Here is a 22,338-nt window from a genome sequence, read left to right as displayed (position 1 = left end):
ATGCGCGAAGTCACGCAGGCTCGCGACCGTCCTGCCATCCGACCGGCAGCGTCCGAATCGCGCCGCCTCGCATCGGCGTACGGATGCGATCACTGCCTGCGACGCGCGGTTCGTCGAACAGCACGCCCGGCACTGGAGCATGAATGGTCGCGAGACGGGCCTGACGGCAGGCCCCAAGCAACGCCGCGTCACGATGCTGTCGATCGAGGGCGCGATCGGCGGGATGGCCGACCCGGCCGAGCATGCGACCGCGCTCGACGCGTTGCTTCCGAACCGGAACGAGTGCCATTGAGCCGAAATTCCTCGCGGGTCATCCCGGCAGCAATCCCTATTCGTTGGTATCGGCCGAAGGTGCGGTTCAATGCGCCGGAACGACCGGCGCCTGTTGCGCAGGCCGAACCGATCAACCCGCTCAGGCAAAAACGAAGTACTTGCGCACCGTTTCCACCACTTCCCACGTCCCTTTCATGCCGGGCTCGATCACGAATACGTCGCCGGCCTTCAGGTGCACCGCATCCTCGCCTTCCGGCGTGATGATGCAGTAGCCATCGAGGAAATGGCAGTACTCCCATTTCTCGTAGTTCACCTCGAACTTGCCCGGTGTGCAGATCCAGGTGCCCATGATCTTGCTGCCGTCCTTCGAGACGTAGGCGTTGAGGTTCACGGTGTGCGGATCGCCGCCGATGCGCTTCCACTTGGTCGCATCCAGGACCGGCGTCGGGCAGGTTTCGCGCAAAACGGTGATGAAATCGGACATGTCAGCTCCAAACGATCGGGTAAGTGATCCGTCACGTTAGTTCGGAAGCGTTGCTGGGGCTTGTATGCTTCCGACGCCGACTCGTCTATTTTCGACACTGACTCGTCTGCAAGCGCGCTTGCCTCTGGCTCGGGTGGAATGGCCCCTGGTTTGCGGATTCAACCAATCGGGAAAATTGCGTTGACGGACCGCGTTTTTATCCGCATCCCCCTGCCGCCGAAATCTTCGCGAACTGCCGTAGCCAGATCGCGAATCTGATCAATGGTCAGCGCCCCATCATCAAACCATGCCAGTCTCGCTGCCACCGCCCGAAACCTCCCCCTTGCCATCCCCACCCCAACCCCTGTAGAATTGCGCGTTCTGCGGGCGTCGTATAATGGCCATTACCTCAGCTTCCCAAGCTGATGACGTGGGTTCGATTCCCATCGCCCGCTCCACTTTCCGGCTGCATCGCAGCCTGCGCATGAGCCGCCTCGTCGAAGGCGGCTTTTTTGTACCATATGCCGGTTCCCCCGGCGCACTGCCGCGCGCAACGGGCCCTCGCCCGCAACAAAGCTTTTCTCTGTCACCGATGATGCACGACGATCCGAACGAAGCCGGCCTGCCGCCGCACGACGACGCCATTCCCGACGAAGCCGCCGAAGGCACCGACGCAGTCAATCCGCTGCACCACCGCCGCATCCGCAGCTTCGTGACGCGCGCCGGCCGCGTGTCGACCGGCCAGCGCCGTGCGCTCGACGAACTCGGCCCGCGCTTCGTGGTGCCGTACGCGCCGGCGTTGCCCGACTGGAACGCGGTGTTCGGCCGCAGCGCGCCGCGCATCCTCGAGATCGGCTTCGGGATGGGCGCATCGACCGCGGAAATCGCCGCGAACCGCCCGGGCGACGACTTCCTCGGCGTCGAGGTGCACGAGCCGGGCGTCGGCGCGCTGCTGAAGCTGATCGGCGAGCAGAATCTGACGAACATCCGCATCATCCAGCACGACGCGGTGGAGGTGCTCGAGCACATGCTCGCACCGGAAAGCCTCGACGGCGTGCACATCTTCTTCCCCGATCCGTGGCACAAGGCGCGCCACCACAAGCGCCGGCTGATCCAGCCGCCGCTCATCGCGCATCTCGCGTCGCGCCTGAAACCCGGCGCGTACATTCACTGCGCGACCGACTGGCAGAACTACGCGGAACAGATGCTCGACGTGCTCGGCGCGGAGCCGACGCTCGAAAACACGGCTGCCGACTATGCGCCGCGCCCCGACTACCGCCCGGTGACGAAGTTCGAACGGCGCGGGCTGCGGCTCGGCCACGGCGTGTGGGACCTGGTGTTCCGCAAGCGCGCAGGCTGAACCCTTCCGCCGAGGCGGCGCACGTCGCACCGCCCCGGACGACAAAACGGCCCGACCGGCATCTGCCGATCGGGCCGTTTGCTTATGAAAGCGCGCCGGACACCGGCGCCCGCGTCACGCCCAGTTCAGCCAGCCGCTGTACCCGACCAGCAGCACGAACAGCCCGAACCCGATCCGGTACCACGCGAACACCGTGAAATCGTGCGTCGCGACATAGCGCAGCAACCAGCGCACGCACACGAACGCGCTGACGAACGCCGCGACGAGGCCAAGCGCGAACAGGCCGAGCGAATCGACGGTGAACGCCTGCCAGTCCTTGACGGTTTCATAGAGCGTCGCGCCGAAGATGATCGGGATCGCGAGGAAGAACGAGAATTCGGTGGCCACGCGCCGGTCGAGGCCGAACAGCATCCCGCCGATGATCGTCGAACCCGAGCGCGACATGCCGGGAATCAGCGCAAAACACTGCGCGATGCCGACCTTCAGCGCATCGAGCGGCGTCAGCGCATCGACCGACACCACGCGCGGCGGTTCGCTGCGCTCGCGCTGCCGCGCCTCGGCCCACAGGATGATCGCGCCGCCCACGACGAGCGCGAACGCGACAGGCACCGGCGAGAACAGCACGGCCTTGATCTTCTTCTCGAACAGGAGGCCGAGCGCGATCGCGGGAATCGTCGCGATCACGACGTTCAGCGTGAAGCGCCGCGCGTCGGGCCGGCTCGGCAGCCCGGACACGATGGACGCGATCCGCTGCCGGTATTCCCAGCAGACCGCGAGGATCGCACCGAACTGGATCACGACGTCGAACGTCTTCGCGTGTGAATCGTTGAAATTCAGGAAGCTGCCCGCGACGATCAGGTGGCCGGTGCTCGACACCGGCAGGAATTCTGTCAGCCCCTCGACGACGCCGAGGATCAAAGCCTTGCAGATCAGGATCCAGTCCATCCGTGGCCCAACTCCGAAATGGTCGAATGAATGGGCCACTCACTCGCGCGCGACCCCCTACGGCCGAGCGCGGTTCGTCGTCATTTTTCGACGATCGCCACGCGTATGCCGTTTGTAAGAATCGTAATTGTACCGGGTTCGTAGTTCACCCCGGCAAATTGCAGTTGTTCGGGCTTGAACGTGTAGATCGGATAGTTGGTCAGCAACTGCGTCGCAAGCAGGCCGGCGGCCGCGCCGACCTGTTGCGCGTACATCTGCGCGTCGCCGTCGAGCGCGAGGCTGTCGACGGCCGGCGACTTCAGCACGACCGAGCGGCTCGGCGCGTCGTAAGCCAGCTGGCCCGACACCGTAAACTTGCCGCTGACGGGCGCACGCAGGAACGGGCTCGCGAAATGCGCGTCGAGTTGCACGGCCACGCGGTTCTGGTCGGGCAGCAGGTTGACGGCCGGGTTCGCGAGCGACACGTCGACGACCTGCGCGACCGTCTTCTGGTAAGGGAACTTGCGCGCGACGGCTTTCTGCACGTCGCCGCGCGAGAACGTGTAGTGATCGGGGATGAACGGGAACGTCGACGCGCACGCGGCGAGCGAGAGCGTCACGCCGATGGCGCCGACGGTTGCGGCGAGAAAACGGCGCCGGCCGGGCGCGCAAGGTGCGGTCATGCTGAACACTCTCCTGGTGGCGACGGCCGCGTCGCGGCCTCGAGACGCGTAAGCCACGCGAGCGCGTCGTCGCGCGACGCGCCGCACATGTCCGCGGCCGGCTGCAACCCGGAACAGCACGCGGGCCGCTCGGGGCGGCCGAAGATCCGGCAGCGCAGGTCGTCGCCGAGCTGCACGCAGCGCACGCCGGCCGGCTTGCCGTCGGGCATGCCCGGTATCGGGCTGGAAATCGACGGCGCGATGCAGCACGCGCCGCAACCCTCGCGGCACGCATGCGGCGGCGGGACATCGGCAGGCGCCGGGCGGACAGGCATTTCGACGGACACTCGGCTCTCTCGAACGAACAACAAAAAACGGTGCGGCAACCGGACGCGGTGCCGGCAGCCCCACCCCGCATTGTGCCATCGCCGGCTGCGACGTTATTACACAATGCAGTCCAATCGCGCGTTTATATACTCGAAAGCATCTAAAAAGCGCGAGACCACCATGCGTTCCGGTTCTGCCGACACAATGTTCCGTCCCGATTTGCTCGCGAAGTACGGCGCGAACGGGCCGCGCTATACGTCGTACCCCACCGCGCTGCAGTTCCGCGACGATTTCGACCCGGCCGACTATGTCCGCGCGGCCAGCGACCCCGGCGCGTCGTCGAGCGAGTTGTCGCTGTACTTCCACATCCCGTTCTGCAACACCGCGTGCTTCTACTGCGGCTGCAACAAGATCGCGACCAACAACCGCCGCCGCGCGCGCCCGTATCTCGACCAGCTCAAGCGCGAGATGGCGCTGCAGGCCGCGCTGTTCGATCCCGCGCGCCCGGTCACGCAGCTGCACTGGGGAGGAGGCACGCCGACCTTCCTGTCGGACGACGAAACGGCCGAGCTGATGGCGGCCACCCGTGAGCACTTCGCGCTCGCGCCGGACGCCGACGCCGAATTCTCGATCGAGATCGACCCGCGCACGGTCACGCCCGCGACGCTCGTCCACCTGCGCAACATCGGCTTCAACCGGCTGAGCCTTGGGGTGCAGGATTTCGATCCGGTCGTGCAGCAGGCGATCAACCGCATCCAGCCGCTGGCGATGACGGCCGACCTGCTCTCCACCGCGCGCACGACGGGCTTTCATTCGGTGAGCGTCGACCTGATCTACGGGCTACCGCACCAGACCGTCTCCGTGTTCGCACGCACGCTGGAAACGATCATCGAACTCGCGCCCGACCGCCTGTCGGTGTTCGGCTACGCGCACATGCCGCACCTGTTCAAGATGCAGCGTCAGATCGACGACGCGACGCTGCCACCGCCGGAAACGCGCATCGCGCTGCTCGGCCTCGCGATCGACATGCTGACGTCGGCCGGCTACGTGTACATCGGGATGGACCACTTCGCGCGGCCGTCCGACGAGCTCGTGCGCGCGCAGCGCAACGGCACGCTGCAGCGCAATTTCCAGGGCTACAGCACGCGTGCGGATACCGACCTCGTCGGGTTCGGCGTGTCGTCGATCGGCAAGGTCGGCGACGTCTACGCGCAGAACGCGAAAGACCTGCCCGCGTACGGCGCCGCGCTCGACGCGGGCCGGCTGCCGATCGCGCGCGGCGTACGGCTCACGCCCGACGACCGGCTGCGCCGCGACGTGATCACGCAACTGATGTGCAACCTCGACCTGCCGTTCTCGCACGTCGAGGCCGCGCACGGCATCCGCTTCGCCGATCATTTCGCGCGCGAACTCGACGCATTGCGCCCGTTCGAGCGCGACGGGCTGCTGACGATCGCGGCCGACCGCCTGACGATCCATCCGGCCGGCCGGATGGTCGTACGCAACATCGCGATGGCATTCGACGCGTATCTCGGCCAGGCGCAGACGCAGCAGCGCTATTCGCGCACGGTCTGAATTCGACGGCCCCGGCCGGCCGCACGCGGGCGGCCGGTTTGATACAGTGTGGGGCTTACGCCCCGCCAGAATCCGCACGATGCGCACCACCAAAGCGACCCACGCGGTCGAACGCCTGAAGACCCGCTCCGGCAACCCGCAATTCGCGGCCGTCGCGACGGCGGGCGGCCTGTTCTATCTCGTCGACCGCTCCGGCGGCACCTCCGAGAAGCGCTGCGAGCCGCTGCCGCTCGACGAGTTCGTCAAGTTCGTCGACCAATTCGGCCCCCAAAAGCCGCGCAAGGCGAGCAAGCTCGACCTCGCGTTCGAAGCGCAGATCAAGAAGAGCAAGGGGTAAAGGTCTGTTGCAGGCCGCCTGAAGGCTCCCCGGCCGCCCCGTTTGGTACAATCACGAAGTTTCTCTATCCCCGCTGATGGCCGACCTGGCTGCGTGACCACACCATGAATATCGAAAACGCGCGTTTCAACATGATCGAACAACAGATCCGGCCGTGGGACGTGCTGGATCTCGACGTCCTGGGCCTGCTGTCGATCGTCAAGCGTGAAAACTATGTGCCGGCCGAATACCGCGATCTCGCGTTCGCCGACCTCGAACTCCCGCTGCCGGGCGGCAGCAAGATGCTGTTCCCGCGCGTCGAAGCGCGCGTGCTGCAGGAGCTGACGGTCAAGAAGCACGAGAACGTGCTCATCATCGGCGCCGGCTCGGGCTACCTGGCTGCGCTGTTCGCGCATCGCGCGCAGCACGTGACGGCCGTCGAGATCGATCCGACCAACGCGAAGTTCGCGGAAGACAACCTGCGCAACGACGGCGTGACCAACGCGGAAGTCGTGCTCGGCGACGGTTCGCGCGGCTGGGCCGGCAAGGCGCCGTATGACGTGATCTGCGTCGCGGGCGGCCTGCCCGCCGTGCCGCAGGAAATGCTCGAACAACTGAAGGTCGGCGGCCGCCTCGCGGCCTTCGTCGGCGGCCGTCCGGTGATGAAGGCGCAGATCATCACGCGCATCGACGACAAGCAGTACCGCGTCGCGGACGTGTTCGAAACGTACATCGACCACCTCGTCAACGCGATCGAGCCGTCGCGCTTCAAGTTCTGAGCGACGGAGCCACCATGCAGATCCTGACGGCCGCGATGCTCGCGGAATGGCTCGGCGACAAGGCGCGCCCCGCGCCGGTCGTGCTCGACGTGCGCGAACCGTGGGAAATCGCGACCGCGCACATCGCCGGCAGCGTGTCGATCCCGATGCAGCAGATTCCCGCGCGCAGCGAAGAGCTCGACGACGAGGCGGAAATCGTCTGCGTGTGCCATCACGGGATGCGCAGCGCGCAGGTCGCCATGTTCCTCGAATCGCGCGGCTTCACGAAGCTGTACAACCTGCAAGGCGGGATCGACGCGTGGTCGCGCGACGTCGATCCGTCCGTGCCGCGTTACTGATCCCGCCGGCGGCGCATCACGCGCCGCCGCACCGGCCGGCGCCCTGCCGACGGTCACACTGATCCGCCGAACGGGCGCGCATGGCGCGCCCGTTTCTCTTTCCCGCTCCGGTTTGCTTCGGCATCGTCGCTCGTGGCGCGAAGTCATGGTGCACGGCCGTTCCCGCACGACGTGCAGGCGCAGGCATCGGAACGGGGAACCCCGACCGTGCACCATTTGCGCCCGTGAACCTGCACCGCGACGGACCGGGCATGCTGCACGACGCGTCATGCGCACCGTCCCGACGCCACGCAACGCCCCGCGCAGGCACGCCGGACGTGCATCCGCACGACTGGCACATGCCTTGCGTTACTCCTTGGCCGACGCCTTCACGGCGCACGCATATCCAACACGTCAAGGGGAACCCGATGAAACGTCGCAGTCTGTTGAAGTTCGGTTCGATGGCCGGCGCACTCGCGCTCGCGGGCAAGAGCCCGTTCGTACACGCGGCCGATGCCGGCACCGGCCCGATCAAGGTCGGCATCCTGCATTCGCTGTCGGGCACGATGGCGATCTCGGAGACGTCGCTGAAGGACACCGCGCTGATGACGATCGCCGACATCAACAAGAGCGGCGGCGTGATGGGCCGCAAGCTCGAGCCCGTGGTGGTCGATCCCGCGTCGAACTGGCCGCTGTTCGCCGAGAAGGCGCGCCAGCTGCTCACGCAGGACAAGGTCGCGTGCGTGTTCGGTTGCTGGACGTCGGTGTCGCGCAAGTCGGTGCTGCCGGTGTTCGAGGAGCTGAACGGCCTCCTCTACTACCCGGTGCAGTACGAAGGCGAGGAAATGTCGCGCAACGTGTTCTACACGGGCGCGGCGCCCAACCAGCAGGCGATCCCGGCCGTCGAGTACCTGATGAGCGCGGAAGGCGGCGGCGCGAAGCGCTTCTTCCTGCTCGGCACGGACTACGTGTATCCGCGCACGACCAACAAGATCCTGCGCGCGTTCCTGAAATCGAAGGGCGTGAAGGACGCCGATATTCAGGAGGTCTACACGCCGTTCGGCCACAGCGACTACCAGACCATCGTCGCGAACATCAAGACCTTCTCGCAAGGCGGCAAGACGACCGTGATCTCGACGATCAACGGCGACTCGAACGTACCGTTCTACAAGGAGCTCGGCAACCAGGGGATCAAGGCGACCGACGTGCCGGTCGTCGCGTTCTCGGTGGGCGAGGAAGAGCTGCGCGGGATCGACACGAAGCCGCTCGTCGGCCACCTCGCCGCGTGGAATTACTTCATGTCGGTGAAGAACCCGACCAACACGAAGTTCAAGGACCAGTTCGCCGCGTGGGTGAAGGCGAACAACCTGCCGGGCGGCGCGAAGCGCGTAACCAATGACCCGATGGAAGCGACCTACGTCGGTATCCACATGTGGAAGCAGGCCGTCGAGAAGGCGAAGAGCACCGACGTCGACAAGGTGCGCGTCGCGATGATCGGCCAGACCGTCGCCGCGCCGTCGGGCTTCACGCTCACGATGGACGGCAATCATCACCTGCACAAGCCGGTGATGATCGGCGAGATCCGCGGCGACGGGCAGTTCAACGTCGTGTGGAAAACCAAGACCGCGGTGCGCGCGCAGCCGTGGAGCCCGTTCATCGCGGGCAACCAGGGCAAGCCTGACGTCGTCAGCTCGATCCCGGCGTTCCTGCGCCGGCAGCGCGCGGCGCTGGCCTGATGCAGCATGGCGCGTCGCGCTTCACGCGCGACGTGCCGCTCGCACACCGATGCCGATATCGAAGCACCGGTCGCGCTTGCCATGATGAACGGCCCGCGCCCGCGCATCGCCGCCGGCATCCGCTTCCCCACGCCCGACAGGACTTCCCGATGCCTACACGCTTTCGCCGAGCCGCCGTCGCAATCGTCGCGTGCGCCGCCCTCGCGGGCGGGCTGCCACGCGCCGCGTTCGCGCTGACGGCTACCGATACCGCCGCGCTCGCCGGCGACGATTTCGACGCGAAGACGGCCGCGATCGAACGGCTCGCCGCCGACTCCGATCCGCGCGCCGTCGCGCTGCTCAACGCGCTGTCGACCGGCGACGCGCTCGCGACCGGCGACGGCCGCCTGCTGATCCAGGCCGGCGACACCGCGCACGATGCGCTCACGCAAGCCGCGACGCCGGCAGCAGACGCGCAGCCCGTGATGCTGAACAACCTGCTGCGCACGAAGATCGCGGGCGCATTGTCGGGCCTCGCGCTCGCGTCGCCCGACGTCGCCGCGCGGCGCGACGCGATCGACGCGCTGCTGAAGTCGCCCGACCCGGCGCTCAAGCCGATGATCGATCGCGCGCGCGCAAAGGAAACCGATCCCGCGCTGAAGCGCCGCCTCGACGCCCTGTGGGCGATCGCCGCGCTGCACGACGCCGATCCGGCGAAACGCCTCGAAGCCGTGCAGGTGGTGGCCGCGCGCCGCGACCTCGACATGATCGAACAACTCCGCCCGCTCGTCGCGAAGAACGCGGACGGCAGCTATGCGGAGCCCGACGCGCGCGTGCGCGACGCCGCGCAGCAAGGGCTCGATGCACTGCACACGCTGCAGCGCCGCGGCGAGATCGTCGGCACCCTGTTCGCCGGCCTGTCGCTCGGCAGCGTGTTGCTGCTCGCCGCGCTCGGCCTCGCGATCACGTACGGGCTGATCGGCGTGATCAACATGGCGCACGGCGAATTCCTGATGATCGGTGCGTACGCAACCTATGTCGTGCAGACGCTGATCCAGCGCTACGCGCCCGGCGCGTTCGACTGGTATCCGCTCGTCGCGGTGCCGGCGTCGTTCGCGGCGGCCGCGCTCGTCGGCATCGTGCTCGAACGGCTCGTGCTGCGGCACCTGTACGGCCGCCCGCTCGAGACACTGCTCGCAACCTTCGGCGTGAGCCTGATCCTGATCCAGGCGACGCGGATGCTGTTCGGCGCGCAGAACGTGCAGGTCGTGAACCCGTCGTGGATGAGCGGCGGCGTGACCGTGATGCAGAACCTGATCCTGCCGTACAACCGGCTCGCGATCCTCGCGTTCGCACTCGCGGTGGTGTTCGTCGCGTGGGCCGTGCTGACGAAGACGCGGCTCGGCCTGTTCGTGCGTGCCGTCACGCAGAACCGCCGGATGGCCGCGTGCGTCGGCGTGAAGACCGCGCGCGTCGACATGTACGCGTTCGCGTTCGGCGCGGGCATCGCGGGCCTCGGCGGCTGCGCGCTGTCGCAGATCGGCAATGTGGGCCCCGACCTCGGCCAGAACTACATCATCGATTCGTTCATGGCGGTCGTGCTCGGCGGTGTCGGGCAGATCGCCGGCACCGTGCTCGGCGGCTTCGGGCTCGGCCTCGCGAGCAAGGCGATCGAGCCGTTCTGGGGCGCCGTGCTCGCGAAGATCGCGGTGCTCGTGATGATCGTGCTGTTCATCCAGAAACGTCCTCAGGGCATGTTCGCCCTGAAGGGCCGCAGCGCGGAGGCTTGACGTGACTTCATTCACCCACTCGCTGTCGAACCCGGCCGCTGATCCGTCGACGCCGGCTGCCGCCGCACGCGCGGCCGACGGTTTCGCGCTCGGCTTGCCGCCCCGCCCCGCGCTGCTGTCGCGGCGCGCGTGGCTCGCGCTGATCGCGCTGTGCATCGCAATCGGCATCGGCGTGCCGCTCGCCGCGCTCGTCGCGCCGGAGTCGAGCGCGTTCCATCTGTCCGCGTACGCGATGACGCTCACCGGCAAGCTGATGTGCTACGCGATCGCCGCGCTCGCACTCGATCTCGTGTGGGGCTACTGCGGGATCCTGAGCCTCGGCCACGGGCTGTTCTTCGCGCTCGGCGGCTATGCGATCGGCATGTACCTGATGCGCGAGATCGGCCGCGACGGCAAGTACGGCAGCGACCTGCCCGACTTCATGGTGTTCCTCGACTGGCACCAGTTGCCGTGGTACTGGGACGGCACGCAGCATCTCGCATGGGCGCTGCTGCTGGTCGTGCTCGTGCCGGCCGTGCTCGCCTGGGTGTTCGGCTTCTTCACGTTCCGCTCGCGCGTGAAGGGCGTGTACCTGTCGATCATCACGCAGGCCATGACGTTCGCCGCGATGCTGCTGTTCTATCGCAACGAGACGGGCTTCGGCGGCAACAACGGCTTTACCGACTTCAAGCGCATCGCGGGCTTCGCGATCACGTCGCCCGGCACGCGCACGGTGCTGTTGCTGCTGACGTTCGCGACGCTGGTGCTCGCGTTCGTCGCCGCGCGTGCGATCGTCACGAGCAAGCTCGGGCGCGTCGTCACCGCGGTGCGCGACGGCGAGACGCGGCTGATGTTCCTCGGCTACAGCCCGCTCGCGTACAAGCTGTTCGTGTGGACCGTGTCGGCCGTGCTGTGCGGCATCGCGGGCGCGCTGTATGTGCCGCAGGTCGGCATCATCAACCCCGGCGAGATGTCGCCGGGCAACTCGATCGAGATGGCGATCTGGGTCGCGGTGGGCGGGCGCGGCACGCTGATCGGGCCGATCGTCGGCGCGTTCGCGGTGAACGGCGCGAAGAGCCTGTTTACCGCGTACTTCGCCGAATACTGGCTGTTCTTCCTCGGCCTGATCTTCGTGCTCGTGCCTCTGCTGCTGCCGCGCGGGATCATGGGCCTCGTCGAAACCGTGCTCGCGAAGGGGAAACGCGCATGAACGGAACGGCCCTCTACCAATTCACGCCGCCGCCCGAGGACGAACTGCTGGCCGTCAGCGGCACCGCATCGATGGGGCGCGTGGTGCCGCCCGGCATCGACACGTCGCACGGCACGATCCTCTACCTCGAGGACATCGAGGTGAGCTTCGACGGCTTCCGTGCGCTGAAGAAGCTGTCGCTCGCGATCGACGCAGGCGAGCTGCGCTGCGTGATCGGCCCGAACGGCGCCGGCAAGACGACGATGATGGACGTCATCACCGGCAAGACGCGCCCCGACGCGGGCAAGGTGTTTCTCGGCCAGACGCTCGACCTCGCGCGGATGAACGAGCCCGAGATCGCGCGCGCGGGCATCGGCCGCAAGTTCCAGAAGCCGACCGTGTTCGAGCAGCATCCGGTGTGGGAGAACCTCGAGCTCGCGATGCAGACCGACAAGGGCTGGCTCGCGTCGCTGCGGGCCCGGCTCGACCGATCCGCGCAGGCGAAGATCGAGGAGACGCTCGCACTGATCGGCCTCGAAAGCCACGCATTCCGCGCGGCCGGCGAACTGTCGCACGGGCAGAAGCAGCGGCTCGAGATCGGCATGCTGCTGATGCAGCGCCCCGCGCTGCTGCTGCTCGACGAGCCGGCGGCCGGGATGACCGACCACGAGACGATGGAGCTCGCCGAGCTGCTGAACACGCTGCGCGGCACCTGCTCGATGATGGTCGTCGAGCACGACATGGAATTCGTCGCGGCGCTCGCGGGCGACACGGGCCGCGTGACGGTGATGGCCGAAGGCGCGGTGCTCGCACAGGGCACGCTCGACCAGGTCAAGCGCGACGACGCGGTGATCGAGTCTTATCTCGGACGATGATGCGATGCTGAAGATCGAAGCACTGAACCAGTACTACGGCGGCAGCCATATCCTGCGCAACGTGAACCTCGCCGCCGACGACGGCAAGCTCACCGTGCTGCTCGGCCGCAACGGCGTCGGCAAGAGCACGCTGCTGCGCTGCGTGATGGGCGTCGTCGCCGCGAAGAACGGCAGCGTGTCGTGGCGCGGCACGGCGCTCGGCGCGTTGCCGCCGTATGCGCGCGTCGCGGCCGGGCTCGCGTACGTGCCGCAGGGCCGCGACATCTTTCCGCGGCTGACCGTCGAGGAAAACCTGCTCGTCGGCGCGGCGAGCCGCAAGGCGCCGTCGAAGGTGCCCGACCGCATCTACGACCTGTTCCCGGTACTCAAGGACATGCGCGCACGGCGCGGCGGCGACCTGTCGGGCGGCCAGCAGCAGCAGCTCGCGATCGGCCGTGCGCTGATGAGCGAGCCGCAGCTGCTGATCCTCGACGAGCCGACCGAGGGCATCCAGCCGTCGATCATCCAGGACATCGGCCGCACGCTGCGCCAGCTCGTCGACGAATCGAACCTGACGGTGCTGCTCGTCGAGCAGTATTACGATTTCGCGCGCTCGATCGCGGACCGCTACTGGGTGATGAGCCGCGGCGAGATCGTCGCGGGCGGCGACGGGCGCGACATGGAAACGAACGGCGTGCGCGAACTGGTCGCAGTGTGACGCACGGCACGGCAGCGGGCACGGGCGGCCGCTTTGCGGTGCGACCGCACGCGGCGCTTTCAACGAACGCGGCATCTGCATTATTGTTCCGGTAGCATCCACGTTATTCGCGCCCGTTTCCGTCGTTTCCCCGCTCGCCGCCGATGTCCGCCTCCGATTCCCACGCCTCGCTGTCCCGCCCTGCCGTCGCCAAGTCGTGGCGCGGCCGCCTCGAACTCGGCTTCGAGCGGCACAGCGCGCGCACGACACTCGCGCACCGGCTGCACGACGGCCCGCTGCGCGTGCAGCGACCGCTGTACCCGGAAGGCGACGCGATCTGCCATGCGGTGATCGTCCACCCGCCGGGCGGCGTCGCGGGCGGCGACCGGCTCGACATCGACATCGCGCTCGGCGACGGCGCGCACGCGGTGCTGACGACGCCCGGCGCGACCAAGTGGTACAAGTCGAACGGGCTGGACGCGACACAGCGCATCGGCATCACGGTCGGCGAACACGCAAAACTCGACTGGCTGCCGCAGAACAACCTGTTCTTCGACGCGGCGCACGCGTCGCTCGACTTCACGGTCAAGCTCGGCGCGGGCGCCAGTGCGATCGGCTGGGACGCGTCGCAGCTCGGCCGGCAGGCGGCCGGCGAAACCTGGTCGGCGGGTCGCATCGCGTCGACTTCGGCACTCGTCGATGCCGGCGGCCGGCCGCTATGGACCGAACGCGCACTGCTCGATGCACACGACCCGCTGCGGGGCGCGCTGCAGGGTCTCGCCGGCTTTCCGGCATACGGCACGCTGTGGGCCGCCGGCGCCGCGTGCGACGCCGCGCTCGCCGAATCGCTCGCCGCGCGGATGCCGTTCGACGCCACGCTGCGCGCAGGCGCGACCTGCGTGACGCCGGGCGTCGTGCTGGTGCGCGCGCTGTCGACGTCGATGGAAGCGCTGCAACGCTACTTCACCGACTGCTGGCTGCATCTGCGCCCTGTCGTACACGGCGTCGACGCACGACCGCTGCGCCTCTGGCAAACCTGAGCGCGATCGCGCCACGCACCATTTCGGCGCAGCGTCGCGGCGAGCACCGCACGTTGTTCATGCATCGCGCACCACGAACGCGCATCGCACTGCGTTCCATGCACATGGCACGCGCCTTGCTCCTTACATAACCGATACACGACGCACGCAAAACAGCGCGGTGCTACGATGACCCGCGCGTTCGCCCCGTTGCGCACGCTCCGATAACAATTACGTTTTCCTGAACGTTTGCCTTCATGAAACTGACTCCCCGAGAGAAGGACAAGCTGCTGATCTTCACGGCGGCGCTGCTGGCGGAGCGCCGTCGCGCACGCGGCCTGAAGCTCAACTATCCGGAGGCGGTCGCCTTCATCACCGCCGCGCTGATGGAAGCCGCGCGCGACGGCAAGACAGTCGCCGAGGTCATGCATTACGGCACAACGCTACTCACGCGCGACGACGTGATGGACGGCGTGCCGGAGATGATTCCCGACATCCAGGTCGAGGCGACCTTCCCCGACGGCACGAAGCTCGTGACCGTCCACCATCCGATTCCGTGAGGCACCCCGCATGATCCCCGGCGAAATCCTCACCGACGACGGCGAGCACGAACTGAACGCGGGCCGCGAAACGCTGACGCTCGTCGTCGCGAACACCGGCGACCGCCCGGTGCAGGTCGGCTCGCACTACCACTTCTTCGAAGTCAACGACGCGCTGTCGTTCGATCGCACGGCCGCGCGCGGCTTTCGCCTGAACATCGCGGCCGGCACCGCGGTGCGCTTCGAGCCGGGCCAGACGCGCACCGTCGAGCTGGTTGCGCTCGCGGGCGATCGCGCCGTCTACGGTTTTCAGGGCAAGGTGATGGGGCCGCTCTGAGCCGCTCCCGCGCTTCTCTTCAGGAACAGCACGACATGACACTACGCTTGAGCCGCCGCGCGTACGCGGAAATGTTCGGGCCGACGACGGGCGACCGCGTCCGGCTCGCCGATACCGAACTGCTGATCGAGATCGAACGCGACTTCACGACCTACGGCGAGGAAGTGAAATTCGGCGGCGGGAAAGTGATCCGCGACGGGATGGGCCAGTCGCAGCGTGTGGCCGCCGACGTGCCCGACACGATCATCACGAACGCGGTGATCCTCGATCACTGGGGCATCGTGAAGGCCGACATCGCGATCAAGCACGGCCGCATCGCCGCGATCGGCAAGGCCGGCAATCCGGACATTCAACCGGGCGTGACGATCGCGATCGGCGCCGCGACCGAAGTGATCGCCGGCGAAGGGCTGATCGTGACGGCCGGCGGCATCGACACGCACATCCACTTCATCAGCCCGCAGCAGATCGACGAGGCGCTCGCATCGGGTGTCACGACGATGCTCGGCGGCGGCACCGGGCCCGCCACCGGCACCAACGCGACGACCTGCACGCCGGGCCCGTGGCACATGGAGCGGATGCTGCAGGCCGCCGACGGCTGGCCGATCAACCTCGGCTTTCTCGGCAAGGGCAACGCGAGCCTGCCGCAACCGCTCGTCGAACAGATCGCGGCCGGCGCGATCGGGCTGAAGCTGCACGAGGACTGGGGCACGACACCCGCCGCGATCGACAACTGTCTTTCCGTCGCCGACGACACCGACACGCAGGTCGCGATCCACACCGACACGCTCAACGAAGGCGGCTTCGTCGAATCGACGGTCGCCGCGTTCAAGGGCCGCACGATCCACACGTACCACACCGAAGGCGCGGGCGGCGGCCATGCGCCCGACATCCTGAAGGTGTGCGGCGAGGCGAACGTGCTGCCGTCGTCGACCAACCCGACGCGCCCGTACACGATCAACACGCTCGACGAGCATCTCGACATGCTGATGGTGTGCCATCACCTCGATCCGTCGATCGCCGAGGATCTCGCGTTCGCCGAATCGCGGATCCGCCGCGAGACGATCGCGGCCGAGGACATCCTGCACGATCTCGGCGCGCTGTCGATGCTGTCGTCCGATTCGCAGGCAATGGGCCGCGTCGGCGAGGTGATCATCCGCACCTGGCAGACCGCGCACAAGATGAAGGTGCAGCGCGGCGCGCTGCCGGAAGACAACGCACGCAACGACAACTTCCGCGCGAAGCGCTACGTCGCGAAGTACACGATCAACCCGGCGCTCACGCACGGCATCGCGCACGAAGTCGGCTCGATCGAGCCCGGCAAGTGGGCCGACCTCGTGCTGTGGGAACCAGCGTTCTTCGGGATCAAGCCGTCGATGATCCTGAAGGGCGGGATGATCGCGATGGCGCAGATGGGCGACCCGAACGCGTCGATTCCCACGCCGCAGCCGGTCCACTATCGCGAGATGTTCGCCACCCGCGGCGGTGCGCTCGCGCGCACGTCGCTGACCTTCGTGTCGCAGATGGCCGCCGATGCGGGCATCGCGGAACGCTACGGCCTCGCGAAGCGGATCGTGCCGGTGCGCAACTGCCGCAACGTGACGAAGGCCGACATGATCCACAACGCGTGGCGCCCGACGATCAGCGTCGACCCCGAAACCTACGACGTGATCGCCGACGGCCAGTTGCTCACCTGCGAGCCGGCCACGGTACTGCCGATGGCGCAGCGTTATTTCCTGTTCTGATATCCGGTTTTTCGTTTCATGCGCACCCTCGACAAACGCATTGCCCCGAACGTGAAACTCGCCGCGTCGCTCGTCGCGCGCGCGCCGACGCTCACGCTCGCTTACGACGCCCGCTGCAAGAGCCGCCTCGCGGCGACGCTCGACACCGGCGAGGACGTTGCGGTCCTGCTGCCGCGCGGCACGATCCTGCGCGACGGCGACGTGCTCGTCGCCGACGATGGCGCGCTCGTGCGCATTGCCGCGGCGCCCGAAGCCGTGCTGCGCGTGCGCGCGGCCGATCCGCTCACGCTGATGCGCGCCGCGTACCACCTCGGCAACCGTCACACGCCGGTCGAGATCGGCGACGGTTACCTGAAACTCGAAGCCGACCCGGTGCTCGCGGACATGCTGCGCCGGCTCGGCTCGCAGGTCGAGGAGACCCTCGCACCGTTCCAGCCGGAAGCCGGCGCGTACGGCGGCGGCCACAAGCACGGGCACGATGCGACGTTCGCCGAGGATTACGCGCTCGCGCAGCAAGTGTTCGGCGAGCACCACGGCCATTCGCACTCGCACTCGCACTCGCACTCGCACTCGCACGACCACGACCACGACCACGACCACGACCATCAACATGGTCCCGGTTGCGCGCACGGCCACGGCCATGACCACCACTGAACTCGTCGCGCTGCTGCACCTTGCGTCGCCGGCGCTGCCGATCGGCGCGTTCAGCTATTCGCAGGGGCTCGAAGCGGCGCTCGACGCAAACCTGATCCACGACGCGGATACCGCGCGCGACTGGATCGCGAGCGGCCTGACCGACGTGCTCGCGCACGGCGAGCTGCCGTTCCTCGCGCACCAGCTCGCGCGCTGGCACGCGCACGACGCGGCGGCGCTCGTCGCCGAGAATGCGTGGTTCATCGCGAGCCGCGAATCGTCCGAACTGCGCCGCGAGACCGAACAGATGGGCTGGTCGCTCGCGCAGCTCTGCGCGTCGCTCGAATGGGGCGATGCCGCGCGCCGCGTGACGCTCGCCGCGATGACGCCAATCGCACTGCCCACTGCATTCGCATACGCAGCCGCCGCGCACGACGCGAGCGCCGAAGCGGTGCTCGCCGCGTACGCATTCGGCTGGGTCGAGAACCAGACGTCCGCCGCGCTGAAGGCCGTACCGCTCGGCCAGCTCGCCGGGCAACGCATCATCGTCGCGCTGCGCGGCGCGATCGACGCGGCCGTGCGCCGCGCGCTCGCGACGCCGCCCGACGCCGTCAACACCTTCGCGCCGCAGCTCGGCATCCTGTCCGCGCGGCACGAAACCCAGTATTCGCGGTTGTTCCGCTCCTGAACCACGACGCCCCACGCCATGAACGTACCTGCCCCCTCCCCCGCCCGCCGCACGAAGAAACTGCCGCCGCTGCGCGTCGGCATCGGCGGCCCCGTCGGCTCCGGCAAGACCACGCTGCTCGAAATGCTGTGCAAGGCAATGCGAGACCAGTACGACCTCGTCGCGATCACCAACGACATCTATACGAAGGAAGACCAGCGGCTGCTGACGGTCGCGGGCGCGCTGCCCGAGGAACGCATCATGGGCGTCGAGACGGGCGGCTGCCCGCACACGGCGATCCGCGAGGATGCGTCGATCAATCTCGAGGCCGTCGACCGAATGCTGTCGCGCTTTCCCGATGCCGACATCGTGTTCATCGAATCGGGCGGCGACAATCTCGCGGCGACCTTCAGCCCCGAGCTGTCGGACCTGACGATCTACGTGATCGATGTCGCGGGCGGCGAGAAGATTCCGCGCAAGGGCGGCCCCGGCATCACGAAGTCCGACCTTCTCGTGATCAACAAGACGGATCTCGCGCCGCTGGTCGGCGCGAACCTCGACGTGATGGCGTCCGACACGAAGAAGATGCGCGGCGAGCGGCCTTACGTGATGACGAACCTGAAAGCGCTCGAAGGCGTCGCGGACGTCATCGCGTTCATCGAGAAGAAAGGTCTGCTGACGGTCTGAGCAGCGCGGCGGCGCCATACGGTGCCGCCACGCGTGCCCCCGGCGGCATTGCGCCGCCTTCGCCTATTCGTCGGACGTGTCCTGCGCGTCCTGCAGCGCGCGCCCGCCACGCTCGGCGGGCGGCAGCAGTGCCGCGAGCACGTCGACCGTGCGTGCGGTCGCGCCGCGGTGGCGCGACGCGAACGCCGCGCCGGCCGCGCCCATCGCGATGCGCCGCGCCTTGTCGGCGAACAGCGCATCGAGCACGTGCGCGAGATCGAGCGGATCCTCGACCTGCAGCGCCGCACCGGCGGCGACCGCGTCGGCGGTCGCCTGCGTGAAGTTGAACACGTGCTTCCCGATCAGCACCGGCACGCCGACCGCGCACGCTTCGATCAGGTTCTGACCGCCGAGCGGCAGCAGGCTGCCGCCGATGAACGCGATGTCGGCCGCCGCGTAATACGCGCCGAGCTCGCCCATCGAATCGCCGAGCAGCACCGTCACGTCGTCCGACAGCGGCTCGGCAGCCGGCCTGCCGGACGCGAGCGCCACCTTGTCGGCCGCCCAGACGGAGCGCCGCACGCACTTGAGCCCGCTGCGCTCGACGAGCGCCTCGACCTCCGCGAAGCGCTGCGGATGACGCGGCACGAGCACCAGCAGCGCACCGGGCGTGCGCATCGCCGCGAATGCGTCGAGCACCAGTGCTTCTTCGTTCTCGCGCGTGCTCGCGGCAACCCACACGGGCCGCGCGCCAATCGCGTCGCGCCACGCATGGCCGCGCGCCGCGAGTTCGGGCGGCGTCGCCATGTCGAACTTGAGGTTGCCGAGCACGGTCACGTTGCGCGCGCCGAGCGACGTCAGCCGCTCCGCGTCGGCCGGGCTCTGCGCGAGCACGCGCGAGAAGCCGCCGAACACGTCGTGCGTCGCCGCGCCGAACTTCGATGCCCGCCGGAAAGAACGCGCGGACATGCGCGCATTGGTCAGCACCAGCGGCACGTCCGCTCGGCGGCACTCGTCGATCAGCGTGGGCCACACCTCGGTTTCCATCACGAGGCCGAGCGTCGGCCGCCACGCGCGCAGGAAGCGCCGTACCGCGCCGGGCATGTCGTACGGCAGGTAGCAGCGCAGCACGCGATCGCCGAAGATCTGTTCGCCGGTCGCGCGGCCGCTCGGCGTCATGTGCGTGAGCAGGATGCGCGCATCGGGGCGTGCGTGCATCAGCGCGTCGATCAGCGGCTGCGCCGCGCGCGTCTCGCCGACCGATACCGCATGCACCCAGATCAGCGGCGCACGGTCGTCGCGCGAGCGGCCCGCCACGTAACCGAACCGTTCGCCGATGTGCTCGCGATAGCCGCGCTCCTTGCGCGAGCGCACGCAAAGCCGGATGACGGCGATCGGTGCGACGAGCCACCACAACGCGCGATAGATCGCCCTCAGCATGTAACAGCCCTTGTCTTGCTTCGGAGAAGATGCGCGCTCAAACCAGCGCCCTGCCCTTCAGGCGTTCGAGAATGCCGAGCGGCGCGCATTCGCGGCGGACCATCGCGTCGACCGGCAGGAAGAAGGTCTGTTCGAGCATGAACTGGCCGGACATCACAGCGTGCGAAGTCTGATCGGAGAAACATATCCACACGCTGCCCGGCGGGAACGGCATCGTCTGCTGCGGGCAGGTTTTCTGGTAGTCGAGATCGGCCTTCATGCTGTCATGCAGGTTCAGCATCAGGTGGTCGTACGCGCTGCGCGGCGACTTCGTCACGTGCAGCAGGTTCAGCAGCCACGCAGCGCCCGGCAACTGCGGCTTGATGTGCGGCAGGAAGCGCTTCGCGACATCCTCGAACGGCTCGCCGACGCGCCACACGCGCGGCACGCCGGCCGGGTTCACGTTCGTGAACACGCGCAGGATGCGCTCGCCGTAGTTCGGCCGCGACGGGAACGCGTCGACGTGCAGCCGGCTGTCGTCCTTGCGCCACGACGTCTGGCGCGTCTCGACCTGCATCAGCCGCAGGCTCGTCGGCGCGACGCGCAGCTTGCCGCGGTATTCGGGAAAGAGGCCGTCGACGAGCGTGCCGGCCTGCTGCTGGAAGCGCGCGACGAGCGCGCGCACCGCCGACTGCGTGACGCTGTCGCCGAGCACACCGGCGAGCGCGCCGCCGTTCGGCGCGAGGCTGATGTTCTTGCGTTTCGGGTCGGCGAGCGCCGGATCGAGCAGCGCTTCCTCGCCGCCTTCGATCGCGAAGCGCAGGTGCGGGAAATACAGCACCTTGCCTTCCTCGACGGCGGCCAGCAGCTGCTCGCGCGGCGCCGACAGGTTGTGTCCGCTCCAGTCGGCGGACGGGACTTCGATGATCTGGGATTCGCTCATGTTCGGTTCGCGTGGGTTCGCGCGTGTGACAGCGTTACAGCAGACCGAAGCCTGCGAGCGCCGACTTCACCTGCGCGATCGACGGGGGGTGCCCCGCCGTGCCGAGATTGACGACGTTCGGCGACCAGTAGCCGCCGGTCCGCCAGGCCGTCGCGAAATTGTACAGTTCGACCGTCGGACGCTTCAGCGCGGCCGCGATGTGAACAAGACCTGTATCAACCCCGACGGTCGCGGCCGCGCCGTCGATCAGCCCGACCACCGCCGGCAGCGACAGCCGCGGCGGCACGATCGCCGCCGCGCCGAACTCCTTCGCGAGCCGCTCGCTGGTCGCGCGCTCCGCGTCGTTGCCCCACGGCAGCACGAGCGACGCTCCGCGCCGCACGAGCGCCTGGCCGAGCTCGATCCACGCAGCGTCCGGCCACTGCTTGTCGGCACGCGACGTCGCATGGACGAACACCACGTACGGCACCGGCAGGTTCAGGCCGAGCGCGGCCACCGCGAGCGCCGCCGCGCGCGTATCGAGGCCGAAGTCGACCGGATCGGCCGGCGTTGGCGCCGGGTCGCCCAGCGCGGCGGCGACGAGTTGCCGCGAGCGCTCGACGACATGCGTGCGCGGCGCGATCGGCACGCGCTTGCGATAGAAGAAGCGCACCGGCCACTCGTAGCCGGCGCCGTCGGTGCGATTGCCGAGCCCGACGAGCGGGCCGCGCGCCCAGCTGGCGACCCAGGCCGTCTTGATGAGGCCCTGGCAGTCGATCACGAGGTCGTATTGCTCGGCCGCAAGGCGCCGGCGGAACGTGCGAATCTCGCGCCACGTGGCGCCCGAAAACGGCTTCTTGCGCCAGCGGCGCAGCGAGAACGGCAGCACGTTGCGCACGCCGTCGACGAGCTTGACCAGGTCGACGAAGCTTTCCTCGACGAGCCAGTCGATCTGCGCATCGGGGTGGCGGCGCCGGATATCGGCGATCACCGGCATGTTGTGCACGACGTCGCCCAGCGACGACACGCGTACGATCAGGATCTTTTGCACGCTGAAAAAACGCCGGCAGGCAGCCGGCGACAAGCAGAAAGGGGGGATTTTATCCCGCCCGAGGGGCCGGACAGACAAAAAGCGGCCGCGCGCCTGGGGCGCGCGCCGCTTTTCGGGGCAAGC

The 22,338-nt window shown here is 67.9% G+C and carries 25 protein-coding genes and 1 tRNA gene; 19 read left to right on the top strand and 7 right to left on the bottom strand.

Going from position 1 to position 22,338, the window contains the following annotated elements:
* Window positions 1-139: 139 nt before the first annotated feature.
* Entirely contained in the window at window positions 140-292 is a 153-nt protein-coding gene (locus ACPTTC_RS04825; RefSeq protein WP_423391723.1) for a hypothetical protein, read from the top strand.
* A gap of 120 nt (window positions 293-412) precedes the next feature.
* Here the strand turns inward: ACPTTC_RS04825 and ACPTTC_RS04820 are convergent, their stop codons facing one another.
* Window positions 413-757, bottom strand: coding sequence for a cupin domain-containing protein (locus ACPTTC_RS04820; RefSeq protein WP_226195553.1), 345 nt, complete (start codon window positions 755-757; stop codon window positions 413-415).
* Window positions 758-1,119: 362 nt separating this feature from the next.
* Between ACPTTC_RS04820 and ACPTTC_RS04815 the strand changes: the two genes are divergently transcribed.
* Window positions 1,120-1,194, top strand: a tRNA-Gly gene (locus tag ACPTTC_RS04815).
* A 134-nt stretch (window positions 1,195-1,328) separates the two neighbouring features.
* Entirely contained in the window at window positions 1,329-2,096 is a 768-nt protein-coding gene (gene trmB / locus ACPTTC_RS04810; protein WP_423391722.1) for a tRNA (guanosine(46)-N7)-methyltransferase TrmB, read from the top strand.
* 114 nt (window positions 2,097-2,210) lie between these two features.
* On the opposite strand, the gene ACPTTC_RS04805 is transcribed toward trmB, so the two are convergent.
* The 3 genes from ACPTTC_RS04805 to ACPTTC_RS04795 all read right to left on the bottom strand — a co-directional run bounded on the left by ACPTTC_RS04805 (window position 2,211) and on the right by ACPTTC_RS04795 (window position 4,017).
* Window positions 2,211-3,041 (bottom strand): undecaprenyl-diphosphate phosphatase, encoded by an 831-nt coding sequence (locus ACPTTC_RS04805; protein WP_175951568.1) that lies wholly within the window; start codon window positions 3,039-3,041, stop codon window positions 2,211-2,213.
* An 80-nt stretch (window positions 3,042-3,121) separates the two neighbouring features.
* Window positions 3,122-3,703, bottom strand: a complete 582-nt coding sequence (locus ACPTTC_RS04800; protein ID WP_021157056.1) for a DUF1439 domain-containing protein — start codon at window positions 3,701-3,703, stop codon at window positions 3,122-3,124.
* A complete protein-coding gene (locus tag ACPTTC_RS04795; protein ID WP_205783196.1) occupies window positions 3,700-4,017 on the bottom strand; it encodes a YkgJ family cysteine cluster protein in 318 nt (105 codons plus the stop codon). Before ACPTTC_RS04795 ends, ACPTTC_RS04800 begins: the two co-directional genes overlap by 4 nt.
* 172 nt (window positions 4,018-4,189) lie before the next feature.
* Here ACPTTC_RS04795 and hemN point away from each other — a divergent pair, with 172 nt between their 5' ends.
* The 16 genes from hemN to ureG all read left to right on the top strand — a co-directional run bounded on the left by hemN (window position 4,190) and on the right by ureG (window position 18,844).
* Entirely contained in the window at window positions 4,190-5,584 is a 1,395-nt protein-coding gene (gene hemN / locus ACPTTC_RS04790; protein WP_226195550.1) for an oxygen-independent coproporphyrinogen III oxidase, read from the top strand.
* 79 nt (window positions 5,585-5,663) lie between these two features.
* Window positions 5,664-5,921 (top strand): hypothetical protein, encoded by a 258-nt coding sequence (locus ACPTTC_RS04785; protein ID WP_423391721.1) that lies wholly within the window; start codon window positions 5,664-5,666, stop codon window positions 5,919-5,921.
* 104 nt (window positions 5,922-6,025) lie between these two features.
* Complete coding sequence (locus ACPTTC_RS04780; protein WP_226195549.1) at window positions 6,026-6,679, top strand: protein-L-isoaspartate O-methyltransferase family protein; 654 nt, start codon at window positions 6,026-6,028, stop codon at window positions 6,677-6,679.
* A 14-nt stretch (window positions 6,680-6,693) separates the two neighbouring features.
* The gene (locus tag ACPTTC_RS04775; protein WP_011351193.1) at window positions 6,694-7,017 is read left to right on the top strand and encodes a rhodanese-like domain-containing protein; all 324 of its coding nucleotides are present in this window, start codon (window positions 6,694-6,696) and stop codon (window positions 7,015-7,017) included.
* Between the two features lie 407 nt (window positions 7,018-7,424).
* Entirely contained in the window at window positions 7,425-8,732 is a 1,308-nt protein-coding gene (gene urtA / locus ACPTTC_RS04770; protein WP_175966923.1) for an urea ABC transporter substrate-binding protein, read from the top strand.
* 149 nt (window positions 8,733-8,881) lie between these two features.
* Window positions 8,882-10,501 (top strand): urea ABC transporter permease subunit UrtB, encoded by a 1,620-nt coding sequence (gene urtB / locus ACPTTC_RS04765; protein ID WP_423391720.1) that lies wholly within the window; start codon window positions 8,882-8,884, stop codon window positions 10,499-10,501.
* Between the two features lies 1 nt (window position 10,502).
* Window positions 10,503-11,690 (top strand): urea ABC transporter permease subunit UrtC, encoded by a 1,188-nt coding sequence (gene urtC / locus ACPTTC_RS04760; RefSeq protein WP_423391719.1) that lies wholly within the window; start codon window positions 10,503-10,505, stop codon window positions 11,688-11,690.
* Complete coding sequence (gene urtD, locus ACPTTC_RS04755) at window positions 11,687-12,544, top strand: urea ABC transporter ATP-binding protein UrtD (protein ID WP_175951560.1); 858 nt, start codon at window positions 11,687-11,689, stop codon at window positions 12,542-12,544. Before urtC ends, urtD begins: the two co-directional genes overlap by 4 nt.
* Window positions 12,545-12,548: 4 nt before the next feature.
* Complete coding sequence (gene urtE / locus ACPTTC_RS04750; protein ID WP_423391718.1) at window positions 12,549-13,241, top strand: urea ABC transporter ATP-binding subunit UrtE; 693 nt, start codon at window positions 12,549-12,551, stop codon at window positions 13,239-13,241.
* Between the two features lie 143 nt (window positions 13,242-13,384).
* Complete coding sequence (locus ACPTTC_RS04745) at window positions 13,385-14,260, top strand: urease accessory protein UreD (protein WP_423391717.1); 876 nt, start codon at window positions 13,385-13,387, stop codon at window positions 14,258-14,260.
* Between the two features lie 236 nt (window positions 14,261-14,496).
* Entirely contained in the window at window positions 14,497-14,799 is a 303-nt protein-coding gene (gene ureA, locus ACPTTC_RS04740) for an urease subunit gamma (RefSeq protein ID WP_006406310.1), read from the top strand.
* 10 nt (window positions 14,800-14,809) lie between these two features.
* Entirely contained in the window at window positions 14,810-15,115 is a 306-nt protein-coding gene (locus ACPTTC_RS04735) for an urease subunit beta (RefSeq protein ID WP_105393047.1), read from the top strand.
* Window positions 15,116-15,150: 35 nt separating this feature from the next.
* Window positions 15,151-16,857 carry an urease subunit alpha gene (gene ureC / locus ACPTTC_RS04730; RefSeq protein WP_175966901.1) on the top strand — a complete coding sequence of 569 codons (1,707 nt, stop codon included), beginning with the start codon at window positions 15,151-15,153 and terminating at the stop codon, window positions 16,855-16,857.
* 18 nt (window positions 16,858-16,875) lie between these two features.
* Window positions 16,876-17,511, top strand: a complete 636-nt coding sequence (ureE, locus tag ACPTTC_RS04725) for an urease accessory protein UreE (RefSeq protein WP_423391716.1) — start codon at window positions 16,876-16,878, stop codon at window positions 17,509-17,511.
* Window positions 17,498-18,178: an urease accessory protein UreF gene (locus tag ACPTTC_RS04720; protein WP_423391715.1), complete on the top strand. Its 681-nt coding sequence runs from the start codon at window positions 17,498-17,500 to the stop codon at window positions 18,176-18,178. The genes ureE and ACPTTC_RS04720 overlap by 14 nt, the downstream gene beginning before the upstream one ends.
* A gap of 18 nt (window positions 18,179-18,196) precedes the next feature.
* Window positions 18,197-18,844, top strand: coding sequence for an urease accessory protein UreG (gene ureG, locus ACPTTC_RS04715; protein ID WP_423391714.1), 648 nt, complete (start codon window positions 18,197-18,199; stop codon window positions 18,842-18,844).
* A 63-nt stretch (window positions 18,845-18,907) separates the two neighbouring features.
* Here ureG and waaA read toward each other — a convergent pair whose 3' ends face one another.
* From waaA to waaC, 3 genes are read right to left on the bottom strand one after another with little or no spacing between them, the layout of a single operon-like run.
* A complete protein-coding gene (gene waaA, locus ACPTTC_RS04710) occupies window positions 18,908-20,263 on the bottom strand; it encodes a lipid IV(A) 3-deoxy-D-manno-octulosonic acid transferase (RefSeq protein ID WP_423391713.1) in 1,356 nt (451 codons plus the stop codon).
* 37 nt (window positions 20,264-20,300) lie between these two features.
* Window positions 20,301-21,185: a Kdo hydroxylase family protein gene (locus ACPTTC_RS04705; protein WP_089483544.1), complete on the bottom strand. Its 885-nt coding sequence runs from the start codon at window positions 21,183-21,185 to the stop codon at window positions 20,301-20,303.
* Between the two features lie 34 nt (window positions 21,186-21,219).
* The gene (gene waaC / locus ACPTTC_RS04700; RefSeq protein ID WP_423391712.1) at window positions 21,220-22,215 is read right to left on the bottom strand and encodes a lipopolysaccharide heptosyltransferase I; all 996 of its coding nucleotides are present in this window, start codon (window positions 22,213-22,215) and stop codon (window positions 21,220-21,222) included.
* Window positions 22,216-22,338: the final 123 nt, after the last annotated feature.

The sequence above is a fragment of the Burkholderia mycopellens genome, assembly GCF_964265025.1.
GTDB lineage: Bacteria > Pseudomonadota > Gammaproteobacteria > Burkholderiales > Burkholderiaceae > Burkholderia.
Note: the sequence above shows the minus strand (reverse complement) of the source record. Positions and strands in the feature narration are given on the sequence as shown.